Source organism: Nocardia vinacea NBRC 16497 (assembly GCF_000308835.1).
Lineage (GTDB): Bacteria > Actinomycetota > Actinomycetes > Mycobacteriales > Mycobacteriaceae > Nocardia > Nocardia vinacea.
The window spans coordinates 46,691-63,903 of the sequence record NZ_BAGN01000064.1 but is presented as its reverse complement, the minus strand read 5'-3'; the positions used below and the strand labels follow the sequence as shown (position 1 = coordinate 63,903).

The window sequence follows — 17,213 nt, the reverse complement described above, 5'->3', positions numbered from 1 at the left end:
GGCCGCCATACCAGCCCACTGCGCACCCTGACCCGAGAACACCACACCCGTCGAACCCGGCACCACCCGGCCGGACACCACACCCGGAAGGGATTCGGCGCGCCCCAGCGCCCGCATACCCGCCAGCAGCCTGTCACGGTCCTCGGCCAGGACGACCGCACGATGGTCGAACACCGCACGCGTGGACGCCAACGAGAAACCGACATCCACCGGATCCAGGTCCTGATCAACGACATGGGATGCCAGCCGCTCGGCCTGACCGGCAAGAGCCTGCCCGCCGCGTGCCGAGACCGCCCACGGCAGCAATCCACCGACCGGAACGGCCGCCACCGGCTCCGGCTCCACAGCCGGAGCCTGTTCGATGATGATGTGCGCGTTCGTGCCGCTGATGCCGAACGAGGACACACCCGCACGACGCGGCCGATCCACCTCCGGCCACACCACCGAGTCGGTCAACAACCGCACATGGCCTTCGGACCAATCCACCTTGGAACTGGGCGCGTCGACATGCAGCGTCCGCGGCAGCACCCCGTGCCGCATCGCCATGACCATCTTGATCACACCACCCACACCGGCCGCCGCCTGAGCGTGACCGATATTGGACTTCAGCGATCCGAGCCACAGCGGACGATCCGCATCCCGACCCTGCCCGTACGTAGCCAAGACGGCTTGGGCCTCGATCGGATCACCCAACGTGGTACCGGTGCCGTGGGCCTCCACCACATCCACCTCGGTCGGCGCGATCCCGGCATTGGCCAGCGCCTGCCCGATCACCCGCCGCTGCGCGGGACCGTTCGGTGCGGTCAAACCGTTCGACGCACCGTCCTGATTCACCGCCGAACCGGTCATCACCGCAAGCACCCGATGACCGTTGCGCTGGGCGTCGGACAACCGCTCCAGCACCAGGATGCCGACACCTTCCGACCAGCCCACCCCATCGGCGGTGTCGGAGAACGACTTACACCGGCCATCGGCCGACAGCCCGCGCTGCCGGCTGAATTCCACGAACGTCTCCGGGGTGGCCATGACGGTGACACCACCGGCCAACGCCAGATCACATTCGCCCGACCGCAACGAGGCCGCAGCCGAATGCATGGCCACCAACGACGACGAACACGCCGTATCCACCGTGACCGACGGCCCCTCCAAACCGAACACATACGAAACCCGCCCCGAAGCGATAGATCCCGCGTTCGCGTTGGCCGGATAGTCGTGATACATCATGCCGACCCACACACCGGTCCGGCTGCCCTTCAACGCACCGGGGTCGACACCCGCCCGCTCGAACGCCTCCCACGAAGTCTCCAGCAACAGAAACTGCTGCGGATCCATCAGCGCGGCCTCATTCGGGCTGATATTGAAGAACGCCGGATCGAACTCCCCTGCGGCATGCAGGAATCCACCCTCACGGGTGTACGTGCTGTTCGGCTTCTCCCCGGCCGCATCGTAGAGACGATCGACATCCCAGCCACGATTCACGGGGAACTGCGACGCCGCATCCGTCCCCGTCGCAACCAGATTCCACAGCTCCTCGGGAGAACCGACCCCACCTGGATACCGGCACGCCATACCCACGATCGCAATGGGTTCGTCGAGCTGACGGTTGCGGGTCTGCAGCGCTGCGCGAACGGTCCGCTCCGACAGAGCTGCTGCCGAGAGCTGGTGGTCGGCGAACTCGCCGACCAGGTATTCGGCCAGCGCCTGGGGTGACGGATAGTCGAACACCAAACTCGCCGGCAACCGCAGGCCCGTCGCGGTCGCGAGGGCATTGCGGAACTCGACCGCGGAGATCGAATCGAAGCCCAGGTCGCTGAATGCCCTGTCGGGTGTAATCGCATTCGCGTTCCGATGGCCCAGAATCGCCGCGACCTGACCACGAACGGTTTCGACGAGCACACCGAGGCGCTCGCTGTCGGGAGTAGCGGCCAAACGAGAACGCAGCGCCGTAGCGCCGCCCGAAGCCGTCCGACGGCGAGCAGGAAGCAGGGCGGACAGCAGGGCCGTGGCAGACCCCGCGGTGCGGATGCCGTCCAGATCGAGACGGGCCAGCACGGGAGCAGCCGCGTCGATTCCGGAAGCAGCGTCGAACAGCGCCAGACCCTGTTCTTCCGTCAGCGGCAGCATGCCAGACCGAGACATCCGGCGCCGCTCGGTGTCGCCGAGCTCCGCGCCCATACCTCCGTCCGCGCCCCACAGACCCCACGCGAGCGACTGCCCGTTACGCCCGGATGCCTTGCGATGCAACGCCACCGCATCCAAACAGGCGTTGGCCGCGGCATAGTTGCCCTGCCCTGGATTGCCGAAGGTGCCGGCCGCCGAACTGAACAGCACGAACGCCCGCAACGGCAGATCGGCGGTCAGCTCGTCCAGATGCAGGGCGGCATCGACCTTCGGCCGCAAGACCGCGTCCATCCGCTCCGGGGTGAGCGCGGCGATCGCACCGTCATCGAGCACACCAGCCGTATGGAACACACCGGCGAGCGGACGGTCCGCAGGGATAGCGGCCAGCACCGCGGCCAGTGCGGCACGATCAGCGACGTCACACGCGACGAACTCGACCTCGGCACCGAGCTGCTGCAGTTCGTCCCGCAGTTCGGTTGCACCTGTGGCGGATTCACCGCGCCGGCTCAGCAACAACAAACGGCGAACACCGCGCGCAGCCACCAGATGCCGGGCGAACAACCCACCGAGATAGCCGCTGGCACCGGTGATCAGGACCGTGTCGTCCGGAGCGAAGGACGAGCCGGTGGCCGACGAGGGGGTCGCCCGGACAAGTCGCGCACCGAAGACCTGCCCGCCACGCACCGCCACCTGCGGTTCCTCGGCAGCCAGAATTCCGCCCAGCAGGCCGCCGATGTCGGAATCGCTGTCCACCACCACGATCCGGCCACGACTCTCCGCCTGGGCCGTACGGACCAGACCGGCCACGGCAGCACCGGCCAGATTCGTAATATCTTCCCCGGCAACCGATACCGCACCGCTGGTCCGGACCACCAATGCCGACTCGCCGAACCGCTCATCGGCAAGCCACGACTGCAGCACCTGCAGCACATCGTGAGTCGCGGCCCGAACCGTGTCCGGCTCATTACCCACCGGGCAGTTCAGCACCACCGCGGCGGGCACCTCGTCACCCAGATCCGCCCACGACACCGCATCGATTCCGGTGCCGGACAACGAGATCGGTGTCCACTCCACCTGGAATACCGCGCTGCGTGCAACGGACGCACCGGTGCTGAGCTGCACGGGATCGATCGGCCGGGACGCCAGCCGCCGCACCGTCGCCACCGCGGCTCCGGTCGAATCCGCCAGATCCACCGCCACGGCATGGTCACTCACCCGGGTCAACCGCACCCGCAGCGCACCGGCACCCGCCGCGTGCACCGTGACACCGGACCACTCGAACGGCAACTCCGGGCCGGCGCCCTCGGCACGCAGGTGGCCGGCCGGCCGCAGCGCATGCAGCGCGGCATCGAGCAGCGCCGGATGCAGACCGAAACCCTGGCCGTCCTGCGGGTCCGGGAGGGCGACCTCGGCGAACACCTCGTCGCCGCGCTGCCACGCCGCCCGCAGGCCCTGGAAGACAGGGCCATACCCGTACCCGGCGTCGAGCAGCTCGTCGTAGACACCATCGACGTTCAAAACCTGCGCGCCGGCCGGCGGCCACGCCGCGAGATCCACGGCCGGCACGGCCGCGCTCGGGGCAAGCGCGCCTTCGGCATTCAGCAGCCACGACGACGGCGCATCGGCGTCGCCGTCCGGGCTGGAGAAGATCCGCACCCCGCGCCGGCCGGTCTCGTCCGCGGGATCGACCACGATGCGCACCGCGGCCCCATCGGACTCCGACAACACCAGCGGGGCCTGCAGCACCAGATCGTCCAGCGTCGAGCAGCCGACCCGCTCCCCCGCGTACAGGGCCAGCTCGACGAATCCGGTGCCGGGGAACAATACGGTCCCCAGCACCAGGTGATCGGCCAACCACGGATGCGTCTGCACCGACAGGCGACCGGTCAGGATCATCGCCTCGGAGTCCGGCTGCGATACCACCACCGATACCAGCGGATGGGCGGTCGCCACAAGACCCATTGCCCGGGCATCGCCACCACTGACCGACCCCTCGGACATCCAGTACCGCCGACGCTGGAAAGCATAGGTGGGCAGGTCGATTCGGCGCGCTCCGGTACCGGCGTACAGACCCGCCCAGTCGAGGTCGGCGCCCGCGACGAACAACCTGGCCAGGCCGGTCGGCACCGCGGACACATCGGCCTGATCCCGGCGCGACAGCGCGGCCACGGTTGCGGCCACGCCATCCCCGGTATCGAGGCTCTGCGCGATCATCGGGGTCAGCACGGCATCGGGGCCGACCTCGGCGAACCGGGACACACCCAGATCCGCCATCGCCGCAACAGCATCCGCGAACCGGACGGTGTCACGGACCTGACCGACCCAATACGCCGGATCCGACATCTCATCGGTGATCCGGGCCCCGGTCACCGTCGACACCAACGAGATGCCAGGCCGGCCGAAAGTCAAACCCGCAATCGCCGAGGCGAATTCGGCCAACATCGGCTCCATCAAAGCCGAGTGGAAAGCGTGCGAGACCCGCAATCGGTGTGTGCGCCATCCCTGTTCGGCGCACTGTTCAGCGACGGCGAGGACATCGGCTTCGACACCGGACAGCACCACCGACGACGGACCATTGACCGCCGCGATCGACACCGCACCGGCCACCAACAGCGGCAGCACATCGAGCTCGGAGGCGCCAACGGCGACCATCGCGCCACCGGTCGGCAGCGCCTGCATCAACCGGCCACGCGCGGCCACCAGCACACAGGCATCCGTCAGCGACAACACACCGGCGATGTGCGCGGCAGCGATCTCACCGATCGAATGACCGACTACGACATCCGCACGCACACCGCACGATTCGAGCAGCCGGAACAACGCCACCTCGAACGCGAACAGACCGGCCTGCGCGAACACCGTCCGGTCGACCAGCTCACCGTCCGCCAACGCCACACTCAGCGAAACCGACTGCCCCAACAGCGGATCCAACTCCGCGACTATCGCATCGAAGTGATCGGCGAACACCGGATAGGCGGTCCGCAGCCCGGCGGCCATACCGGCCCACTGCGCACCCTGACCGGAGAAGACGAAACCTGTCGACCCCGTCGCGACACGACCCGACACCACACCGGGTGCCTGCGTACCGGCGGCCAGCGCCCGGACTCCCGCGAGCAGACCGTCACGGTCATCGGCCACGACAACCGCACGGTGCTCGAACATCGCACGGCTGGACGCCAGGGAGAAACCGACGTCGACCGGATCGTGGTCGCCCACACGCGATGCCAGGCGGGCAGCCTGAGCGACGAGAGCCTCGCTACTGCGGGCCGAAATCACCCACGGCCGCGCAGCCGGTACCGGGGCCTGCTCCGGAGCCTGGGCCTGCGTCGGCGCCGTCACCGGGGCCTGCTCCACGATGAGGTGGGCATTCGTGCCGCTGATGCCGAACGAGGACACACCCGCACGACGCGGCCGATCCACCTCCGGCCACACCACCGACTCGGTCAACAACCGGACATGCCCCTCGGACCAATCCACCTTCGTAGACGGCTGATCCACGTGCAGCGTCCGCGGCAGCAGGCCGTGGCGGATCGCCATGACCATCTTGATCACACCGCCGACACCCGCGGCGGCCTGGGCATGACCGATATTCGACTTCAACGACCCCAACCACAACGGCCGATCCGCAGCACGCTCCTGGCCGTACGTGGCAAGCAGCGCCTGCGCCTCGATCGGATCACCCAAGGTCGTACCGGTGCCGTGAGCTTCCACCACGTCCACCTCGTCCGGCGATACACCGGCATTGGCCAACGCCTGCCGGATCACCCGCCGTTGCGACGGACCATTCGGCGCGGAGAAACCATTCGACGCACCATCCTGATTCACCGCCGAACCAGCAATCACCGCAAGCACATCATGACCATTGCGACGCGCGTCGGACAACCGCTCCAGCACCAGCACACCGGCGCCCTCGGACCACCCGACGCCATCGGCCGTATCGGAGAACGACTTACACCGACCGTCCGGCGACAAGCCCCGCTGCCTGCCGAACTCGAGGAACATGTCCGGGGTCCCCATCACCGCCACGCCACCGGCCAGTGCCAGATCGCACTCACCGGACCGCAGCGACTGCGCGGCAAGATGCAGGGCGACCAGCGAGGACGAGCACGCGGTGTCCACGGTGACCGACGGTCCTTCCAGACCGAACACATATGACACCCGGCCCGAAACCAAGCTGCCCGCGGCGCCGCTGCCGGTACCGGTGCGCTGGGCGTAGTCGTGGTACATCAGGCCGGTGAAGACACCCGTCGAACTACCGCGCAGCACCGCCGGATCCACACCCGCGCGCTCCAGCGCCTCCCACGAGATCTCCAGTAGCAACCGCTGCTGCGGATCCATCATCGTGGCTTCGTTGGGACTGATCCCGAAGAAATCCGCGTCGAAATCGGCTGCGGAGTACAGGAATCCACCCTGACGGGTATAAGTCTTGCCCGCCTTACCGGGTTCCGGATCGTAGATGCCCTCGATATCCCAGCCACGATCCGACGGCATCTCGCCGGTGGTGTCGGTGCCGGAAGTGACCAGGTCCCACAGGTCTTCCGGCGAGGCGACGCCACCGGGGTAGCGGCAGCTCATCGCGACCACCGCGATCGGGTCGTCGCCGGTGCGGACCCGGCTGATCACAGGCTTTTCGACCGCCGTGGTGCCGGTGAGCTGGGAATCGATGAACTCGGCGACAACCTGCGCGTTCGGATAATCGAAAACCAACGTCGCCGGCAGTTGCAGACCCGTCGCAGCATTCAACTTGTTACGGAACTCGACCGCACTCAACGAATCGAAACCGAGCTGCTGAAAAGCCTGCTGCGGCTCAACAGCATCCACCGACACATGCCCAAGAGTCGCAGCAGCCACCGAACGAACAAGATCGAGCAGAGCACGCGCACGATCCACATCCGACAAGCCGGCCAGCTCGAGCGCAAAGGCTTGGCCCGCGGCGGTCCTGGTCTGTCGGCGGACCGGGGCCGGGGCCAACGAGCGGACCAGAGCCGGGATCTGCTCGTCCCGCGTCCGGAGCACCGCCGGATCGACCCGCAACGCCACCAGCTGCGCGGTATCGGTTGCGATCGCCGCATCGAACAGCGCCAGGCCGTCGGCCTCGGTCAGCGGGGGGAAGCCCTGCCGGCGCATCCGATCGAAGTCATCTTCGGACAGCTCGACACCGAGCCCCGATGATCGCGCCCACAATCCGTAATCCACAGCCGTCGCAGGCAATCCCAGACTCCGACGGTGTGCCGCGAGCGCATCGAGGAAGACGTTCGCCGCGGCGTAGTTCGCTTGACCGGCGGCCAGCACCAATCCGCCTGCCGAGGACACCAAGACGAACAACGACAACGAGGCATCACGAGTCAGCTCGTGCAGATGCCACGCCGCATCGACCTTGGGCCCGAACACATAGTCGACCCGCTCGGCCGTAATTGATTCGACCAGACCGTTGTCCGAGGTTCCGGCCGCGTGCACCACACCCACCAGCGGATACTGATCCGAAATGCCGTCCAGCAACGCCGCCAGCGCCGACCGATCCGACACATCACACGCGGCGATGGTCACCTCGGCGCCGAGCTCGGTCAGCTCCGCACGCAGTTCCGCCGCACCCGGAGCGTCCGAGCCACGCCGCGATGTCAGAAGCAGATGGCGCACACCGTGTTCGGTCACCAGATGACGGGCAATCACCGCGCCCAGACCACCCGTACCACCGGTCACCAGCACCGTGCCCGGCTCGGACAACCGAACGATCGCGCCGGGCGCATGCCGGCGCAAGCGCGGCACGTACGCGCTCATACCACGCAGCGCGGCCTCCGGCTCGGTCGCGACGGCGGCCGCCGCGGCGAGTGAATCACCGTCGGCATCCAGATCGAGCAGCTGGAATCGGCCCGGGTGTTCCGCCTGCGCGGCACGCAGCAGACCCCACACCGGCGCCTGACCCAGATCCACCTGCTCCGCATCGGCAACGGCCGCCGCATGCCTGGTCACCACCACCAAACGCGAACCAGCGAAACGACTCTCGGCCAGCCAACGCTGAACGGTCTCGAGCACGTCCATCGCGACCCGGCGGGCGGCTTCCGGCGGTGCACCCTCGTGAGTGGGGCACTCGAGCAGCACGAGGTCGGGCACGACCGAGTCGGGGTTCGCGTCCAGATCGGCGATCAATGTCGCGAGATCACCGTCGCGCCCACCGAGTAGCGTCACCAGGTTCGGCTCGACGCTCGCCGTAGACGGCGCAGCAGCGACCCACTCGACGCCGAAGAGGGCATCCGATACCCCATTTGCGCTCAGGCGATCGGCCGACACCGGCCGCGAGATCAACGCGCCCACCGACAGTACGGGTTGCCCCTGCTCATCGGCCATCTGCACCGCGAACCGGTCGCCCTGCAGCACGATCCGCACCCGCACCGCGGCAGCGCCGGCCGCATGCAGCACCACGCGGTTCCAGCTGAACGGGAGCGCCGGGAAACCCTCGACACCGCCACGCAGACCATGGACGATCGCGGCGTGCAGCGCCGCGTCGAACAGCGCGGGATGGATCCCGAAACCCTTGGCGTCCTTCGGATCCGGCAGCGCGACCTCGGCGAACACCTCGTCACCGCGCTGCCACGCGGCCTGCAGCCCCTGGAAGAAGGGGCCGTAGCCATATCCGATATCGAGCAGCTCGTCGTACGCGCCATCGACGTCCAGCGGTTGCGCGCCGGCCGGTGGCCACGCGACGAGGTCGAAGTCGGCCACCCCGTCGCCGGGGGCGAGCACGCCTTCGGCATGGAGCACCCACGGACCCGCGGCGGTCTGCCGCGAGTGCACGCTCAGTCGCCGGCGACCCGCCTCGTCCGGAGCTGCCACCACGACCTGCACGGCGACATCGCCCTCGGCCGTCAGGGTCAACGGAGTGTGCAGAACGAGCTCGTCGACCACCTCGCAGCCCAGCAGGCCACCGACGTGACCGGCCAGTTCGACGAATCCGGTGCCCGGCAGCAACACGGTGCCCAGCACGCTGTGGTCCGCCAGCCATTCCACCGAATCCAGCGACCACCGGCCGGTGAAGCTCACCGCTCCCGAATCCGGGTGCGGCACAACGGCACCCAGCAGCGGATGCGTCGCCGCATCCAGCCCGACCGCGGTGACGCCGCCCAGTTCGGCACCGAGCCACGACTGGGCCAGCATCTGCTTGGCGTCCAGCCAGAACCGTTCGTGCTGGAAAGCGTAGGTGGGCAGGTCGATTCGCCGCGCTCCGGAACCGTCGTAAATGCCGGCCAAGTCCACCTCGGCACCGGCCACGAACAACCCGGCAACCGCACTGGTCACGGTCACCGAGTCCGCGTGGTCGCGTCTGGTCACCGCAATCGCCGTGGCGTCGCTGAGAGTCTGGGCGACCATCGGGGTCAACACGGCGTCCGGCCCGACCTCAGCGAACCTGGAGACACCCGAACCGGCCATCGTGGCAAGGGCATCGGCGAACCGGACCGTGTCCCGAACCTGACCGACCCAATACGACGGATCACCCATCTCGTCGACGACCTGGGCACCGGTCACCGTCGACACCAACGGGATACCTGGCCGGCCGAAAGTCAAACCCGCAATCGCCGAAGCGAACTCGACCAACATCGGCTCCATCAGCGCCGAATGGAAAGCATGCGAAACCCGCAATCTGTGTGTGCGCCAACCACGCTCGGCGCACTTCGCGACTACCGCGAGCACATCGTCTTCGATGCCGGAGAGCACCACCGACGACGGACCATTGACCGCCGCAATCGACACTCCGTCGACCAGCAATGGCCGCACATCAGCTTCAGCGGCGCCAATAGCGACCATCGCCCCACCAGAAGGCAACGCCTGCATCAAACGACCACGCGCAGCCACCAACACACACGCATCCGCCAGCGACAACACACCGGCCACATGCGCGGCAGCAACCTCACCAATCGAATGACCAGCCACCACATCCGTGCGCACACCCCACGATTCGAGCAGACGGAACAACGCCACCTCGAACGCGAACAGACCGGTCTGCGCGAACACCGTCCGATCGACCAAATCACCGTCCGCCAACGCCACACTCAGCGAAACCGACTGCCCCAACAGCGGATCCAACTCCGCGACAATCCCGCCGAAAGACTCGGCGAACACCGGATACGCAGTCCGCAACTCAGCCGCCATACCGGCCCACTGCGCACCCTGACCCGAGAACACCACACCCGTCGAACCCAGCACCACGCGGCCGGACACCACACCGGATGCAGGCGCACCCGCGGCCAGCGCCCGCACGCCCGCGAGCAGCCCCGCACGGTCATCGGCCACCACCACGGCCCGATGCTCGAAGACACTGCGCGTCGACGCCAGCGAGAAACCGACGTCGATCGGATCATGGTCGACCACGTGCGATGCCAGCCGCGCAGCCTGAGCGGCCAGAGCCTCGCCGCTGCGTGCCGACAGCATCCACGGCACCGCCGTGACGGTCCGGACCTCCGGGACCGACTCGACCGCCGATACCGGGGCCTGCTCGATAATGAGATGTGCGTTGGTGCCGCTGATTCCGAACGAGGAGACACCCGCGCGACGCGGCCGATCCACCTCCGGCCATGCCATCGGTTCGGTCAGCAACCGGACATGGCCCTCGGACCAATCAATCTTCGTGGACGGCTGATCCACATGCAGGGTCTGCGGTAGCAGTCCGTGCCGCATCGCCATGACCATCTTGATCACACCACCCACACCCGCCGCCGCCTGAGCGTGACCGATGTTGGACTTCAACGACCCCAGCCATAACGGCCGATCCGCAGCACGCTCCTGGCCATACGTGGCGAGCAGCGCCTGCGCCTCGATCGGATCACCCAGCGTGGTACCGGTGCCGTGCGCCTCCACCACGTCGACATCGACCGGCGACACCCCGGCATTGGCCAAGGCCTGACGAATGACTCGCCGCTGCGACGGACCATTCGGCGCGGTCAAACCATTCGACGCACCATCCTGATTCACCGCCGAACCGGCGATCACCGCAAGCACGTCATGTCCATTGCGACGCGCGTCCGACAACCGCTCCAGCACCAGCACACCGGCGCCCTCGGACCAGGCGACGCCATCGGCCGTGTCGGAGAACGACTTACACCGGCCGTCCGGCGACAAGCCCCGCTGCCTGCTGAACTCCACAAAGGTCTCCGGAGTCGCCATCACGGTCACACCACCGGCCAAGGCCAGATCGCATTCACCCGACCGCAGCGACTGTGCCGCCAAATGCATCGTCACCAGCGACGACGAACACGCCGTGTCCACCGTGACCGACGGCCCCTCCAGACCGAACACATATGAGATCCGGCCGGACGCAATGGATCCCGCGTTCGCGTTGACCGGATAGTCGTGGTACATCATGCCGGCGAAGACACCTGTCGCACTGCCGCGCAGCAGCGCGGGGTCGACGCCGGCCCGCTCGAACGCCTCCCACGAGGTCTCCAACAGCAGAAACTGCTGCGGATCCATCAGCGCGGCCTCATTCGGGCTGATATTGAAGAACGCCGGATCGAACTCACCTGCGGCATGCAGGAATCCGCCCGAACGCGTGTACGTGGTGTGCGGTGTTTCCCCGGTCGGGTCGTACAGCCGCTCGGTATCCCATCCGCGGTTCACCGGGAACTCCGACGTCGCGTCGGTCCCGGTCACGACCAGCTGCCACAGCTCCTCGGGTGATCGGACCCCGCCCGGGTACCGGCACGCCATGCCGACGATCGCGATCGGTTCGCCGTCGAAGGCTTTCGCGGCGGTGACCGCCACGTTGCGCCCGGTGCCGGTGAGCTCGTCGGTCAGGTGTGCGGCCAGCGCATGCGGTGTGGGGTAGTCGAAGACGACCGCGGCCGCCAGCGAGAGGCCGGTGGCGGTCTTGAGCCGGTTACGCAGCTCGACCGCACCCAGGGAATCGAAACCCAGGTCCTGGAAGGCACGATCGGGATCGATCGCGGACGCACCGTCGTGGCCGAGAACGGCCGCGATATGGGTGCGGACGGTATCGAGCACCGCCTGCCGCTGCCGACCGGCGTCCAGACCCGAAAGCCGTTGCCGCAGACTCGACCCCACCGTCGAGAGCGCCGCGGACCGCCGCGCCGCCGGCGCCAGTGCGCGCAGCAGCGGGGGCAGCAGCCCGGCCTCGGCCTGGGCGCGGATCGTGGCGGTATCGACCGTGGCGATCACCGCGTGCGCCATGCCGCGTTCGAGCACCGCGTCCCAACCGGCCAACGCCTGCTCGTCCGGGATCGCGGTGAATCCGGCCCGGCTCATCCGAGCCAGGTCGACCTCACCCAACTGCCCGGCCATACCGCCCGAGCGCGCCCACGGACCCCACGCCAGCGACTGACCGGCCAGTCCGCGGGCTCGCCGGTGGGCCACCAGCCCGTCCAGGAAGGCGTTCGCGGCCGCGTAGTTGCCCTGCCCGGGACCGCCCACGGTGCCCGATATCGACGAAAACACCACGAACGCGGCAAGATCCAGGTCCGCGGTGGCCTGGTGCAGATGCCATGCGGCATCCACCTTCGGCGCCAGCACCGCATCGACCCGCTGGGTGGTCAAAGAGGCGATCACCCCGTCGTCGAGCACACCCGCGGCATGGATCACACCGGTCAACGGCCACTGCGCGGGGATGTCGGCCAGCAGCTCGGCCACCGCGTCGGCATCGGTGACATCACACGCCACCACCCGCACCTGCGCACCCAATTGCTCCAGCTCGGCGCACAACGCCGCGATGCCCTCGACCCGAGGACCGCGGCGACTCACCAGCAGCAACGACCGTACGCCGTGCTCGGCCACCACGTGCCGGGCCACCACCGCACCCAAACCACCTGTGCCACCGGTGATCAGCACCGTTCCCGCACCGAATGCGTCGTCGGCGGCCGATGCAGACGCGACGGGCGCAGGCCGGGTGAGCCGCGCGGTGTGGGTGATGCCGTCACGAAGAACCACCTGGGGTTCGCCCACGGCCACGACAGTGGCCGCGACGGACTGGTCGACGTCGGTGTCGGTGTCCACCAGGACGATTCGTCCCGGATCCTCGGTCTGCGCGGTCCGCACCAAGCCCCACACCGCGGCACCGGCGAGATCGGTGACGTCCTCGTCGGCCACCGCGACCGCGCCGCGGGTGGCGACCAGCAGTGTGCTCGCGGCGAACCGGTCCTCGGACAACCACGCCTGTACCACCTCTAGGACGCGTGCGACCTCGGCATGGGTAGCGGCAACCACTTCGGTACCGGAGGCTTCGCTGCACCCGGACCCGGCCTCGACCACCACGACCGGCGGCACCGCCGCTTCCGGATCCAGCAGGTCCCAACGGACCGAACCCGAATCCACCGCGGGCGAATCCGATTCGACCGGCGACCACACCACTTCCAGCAACGGATCGGCCGCGCCGCTCGCTCCCGCGGCGAGCTGCTCCAGTCGCATGGGCCGGGGCGTCACCGATCCGGACAACACCGGCTGACCCTGCTCGTCCGCCGCCCACAGCGACACCGACGATCCGGTGGTGGTCAACCGAACGCGCAGCACCGATGCCTCGGCCGCGTGCAGCGCGATCGACTCCCACGAGAAGGGCAGCACGACTTGCCCGGCCGCCACCGTGAACGGTGAATCCGGCTGTCCCGCAGCATTATCGACGGCGCCGGCCAGTAGTCCGGCCTGCAGTGCCCCGTCCAGCAGTGCCGGATGAATCCCGAATCCTTCGGCGCGCGCACCACTATCGGCGTCGATGGCGATCTCGGCGAATACCTCGGCACCACGTCGCCACAGCGCCCGCACACTCTGGAAGGCCGGACCATACTCGTAGCCGAGTGCCGACAGGGCCGTGTACGCGGACGCGACATCGAGATCGGTCGCCGCGGCCGGCGGCCAGGTCTCCGATGCGAGCGCGGCCGTGTCATCCAGGGTGGTCAGCTGCCCCCGCGCGTTCAGGACCCACTGACCGTCCGGGTCGTGCTCACTGCGCGAGTAGATCGAGATCGGCCGCTGCGCGAACTCCGGTCCGTCCCCGCCGACGACGACCTGGATCCGCACACCGCCCGAGGCGGGTAGCAGCAACGGCGCCTGCAGCGTCAGGTCGTCGATCACGGGGTATCCGGCTTCGACACCGGCGCGCAAGGCCAGCTCGACGAAGCCGGTTCCCGGCAGCAGGACCGACCCGGCGACCGCGTGGTCGGCCAGCCACGGCTGCGTCGCCACCGACAACCGGCCGGTCAGCAGCACGTCGCCGGACTTCGCTTCCGACACGACCGCACCCAGCAGCGGATGCCCCATCGCGCCGAGACCCACCGATTCGACACCGGCGGCACCGAGCGCGGGTTCGAGCCAGAAGCGACGGCGGTCGAAGGCATAGGTGGGCAGTTCCACCGGTGCCGGGTTCGGGTCCGCGAGCAACGCGTTCCAGCGCACCGGCACCGCCCGCACGAACAACCGCGCGACCGCGGCGAGGATCTCGGCGGGTTCGTCACGCTCGGGATGCAGCACCGCCACCGAGGTCGCCGCCTCGGGCAGGCATTCGGCTGTCATCGCCGACAGTACCGAGTCGGGCCCCACTTCCACGAAGGTGTCCACACCGTCGGCCCAGGCCGCGGCCGCGGCGTCGGCGAACCGCACCGGCCGCCGCACCTGGTCGACCCAGTACTGCGGCGAGCACCACAGGCCGGGATCCGCCACCGCGCCGGTGACGGTCGAGATCACCGGAATCCGGGGCGGATCGAAGCGCAGTGTCGCGACCACCTCGGCGAACCGCGCCAGCATCGGTTCCATCAACGAGGAGTGGAAGGCATGGCTGACCCGCAACCGTTTGACGCGTCGCCCGCGCTCGCGCAGTTGCTCGGCGAGAACGTCCACGACCTCCGCACGACCGGAGATCACCACTGCCGCAGGGCCGTTGACCGCGGCCACGTCCACCCCGTCGACGCTGTCCAGCAGTGCGGTGATCTCCTGCTCACCGGCCTGCACCGCGAGCATCGCTCCGCCGGTGGGCAATTCCTGCATCAACCGGCCGCGCGCCGCGACCAAGGTGCACGCATCGGCCAGGCTCAGCACACCGGCGACATGCGCGGCGGCGATCTCACCGATCGAATGCCCGAACACCACATCCGCGGTCACACCCCATGATTCGAGCAGGCGATACAGCGCCACCTCGACCGCGAACAGCGCCGGCTGGGTCAACCGGGTCTGCTCCAATTCGGTTCCGGAGCTGATCGCGTCGCGCAAAGAGAGCCCGAGCAGCGGATCCAGCTGGGCGCATACCTGGTCGAAGGCCTCGGTGAACACCGGGAACCGGCCATACAGCTGCTGACCCATGCCCGCCCGCTGGGAGCCCTGCCCGGCGAACATCACACCGACCCGCGACGCCGCGCCGGAACCGATGGCGACATCGGGACCCGGTTCGCCGGCCGCCACCGTGGCCAGTCGGCGCAGCAGCTCAGTCCGGTCGTCCCCCACGACCACGGCCCGATGCGCGAACAGCGTGCGAGTCGAGATCAGCGAATGCGCCACCGCGGACACCGACACCGCGGGATCGGCGGCCACGAACTCGTGCAACCGCGCGGCCTGCGCTCGCAGCGAGGCCTCCGACTTCGCCGACACCACCCACGGAACCGCAACCGCGACAGGGCTTCCCGAGCTGCCGGGGTTGCTGCCCGGCTCGGATTCGGCCGGTTCGCCTGCGGATACATGTTCGAGGATGACGTGCGCGTTGGTGCCGCTGATGCCGAAGGAGGACACCGCGGCCCGGCGGGGCCGGTCCGCTTCCTCGGGCCAATCCCGCTTCTGGGTCAGCAGTTCGATCGCGCCGGTGGACCAGTCCACACGCGGGGTGGGCTCGTCGACATGCAGGGTCGGCGGCATCACCCCGTGCCGCATCGCCATGATCATCTTGATCATGCCGCCGACGCCCGCCGCGGCCACCGAGTGACCGATATTGGATTTCAGCGACCCGAGCCACAGTGGCCGCTCCGGATCACGGTCCTGTCCGTAGGTGGCGAGCAGAGCGTGTGCTTCGATCGGATCCCCCAGCACCGTGCCGGTGCCGTGCGCCTCCACCACATCCACGTCGTCGGTCGAGAGCCGCCCGTTGGCCAGCGCGGCGCGGATCACCCGCTGCTGCGAGGGACCGTTCGGCACGGTCAAGCCGTTGGACGCGCCGTCCTGATTGATCGCCGTTCCGCGGATCACCGCCCACACTCGATGCCCGTGTCGCTGCGCGTCGGACAGCCGCTCCAGCACCAGCATGCCCGCGCCTTCGGACCAGCCCGTGCCGTCCGCCGACGCCGCGAACGACTTGCACCGGCCATCGGCCGCCAGCCCCCGCTGCCGGGAGAACTCCACGAACATCCCCGGCGAGCCCATGACCGTCACGCCGCCGGCCAACGCCATCGCGCACTCCCCCGAGCGCAGCGACTGCGCCGCCAGATGCACCGCCACCAGCGACGACGAGCACGCGGTGTCCACCGACACCGCCGGGCCCTCCAGGCCGAGCGCGTACGCCACCCGGCCCGACACCACGCTGCCGGTGGTACCGGTCAGCAGATAGCCCCGCAGGTCCACCGGACCCGCGTGCAGCATATCGGCGTACTCCCCGTTCGACGCACCGGCGAAGACACCGGTATCGGACCCCCGCACCGTCGACGGGTCGATACCGGCTCGTTCCAGGGCTTCCCAAGCGGTTTCCAACAGGATCCGCTGCTGCGGGTCCATCGCCAGTGCCTCGCGCGGGCTGATCCCGAAGAACTCCGCGTCGAATTCCGCTGCGTCATAGAGGAACCCGCCCGAGCGCGTGTACGACTTCCCGCGCGCCTGCGGGTCCGGGTCGTAGAGCCCGTCCACATCCCAACCGCGGTCGGCAGGGAACTCACCGATCGCGTCGACACCCTCCGACACCAGATTCCACAGATCCTCCGGAGAGGCCACCCCACCCGGGTAACGACACGCCACACCCACAACCGCAATGGGCTCGAATTTCTGATCCTCGACTTCCCGCAGCCGCCTGCGTGTTTGGCGCAGATCGACCGTCAGGCGCTTCAGGTAGTCAAGGTGCTTGTTGTCGTCGACCATCTAAGTTCCCGCAATCCTTCCGAACTCGAGCCAAGCTCGAGGAATTCAGT

The 17,213-nt window shown here is 68.4% G+C and carries 1 protein-coding gene; it reads right to left on the bottom strand.

All coding sequences use genetic code 11. The annotated features are described in order from the left end of the window. A partial coding sequence (locus ON44_RS07295) for a type I polyketide synthase (protein ID WP_040687293.1) occupies positions 1–17,163 on the bottom strand: 17,163 nt, incomplete at its 3' end. Between the last annotated feature and the right edge of the window lie 50 nt (positions 17,164–17,213).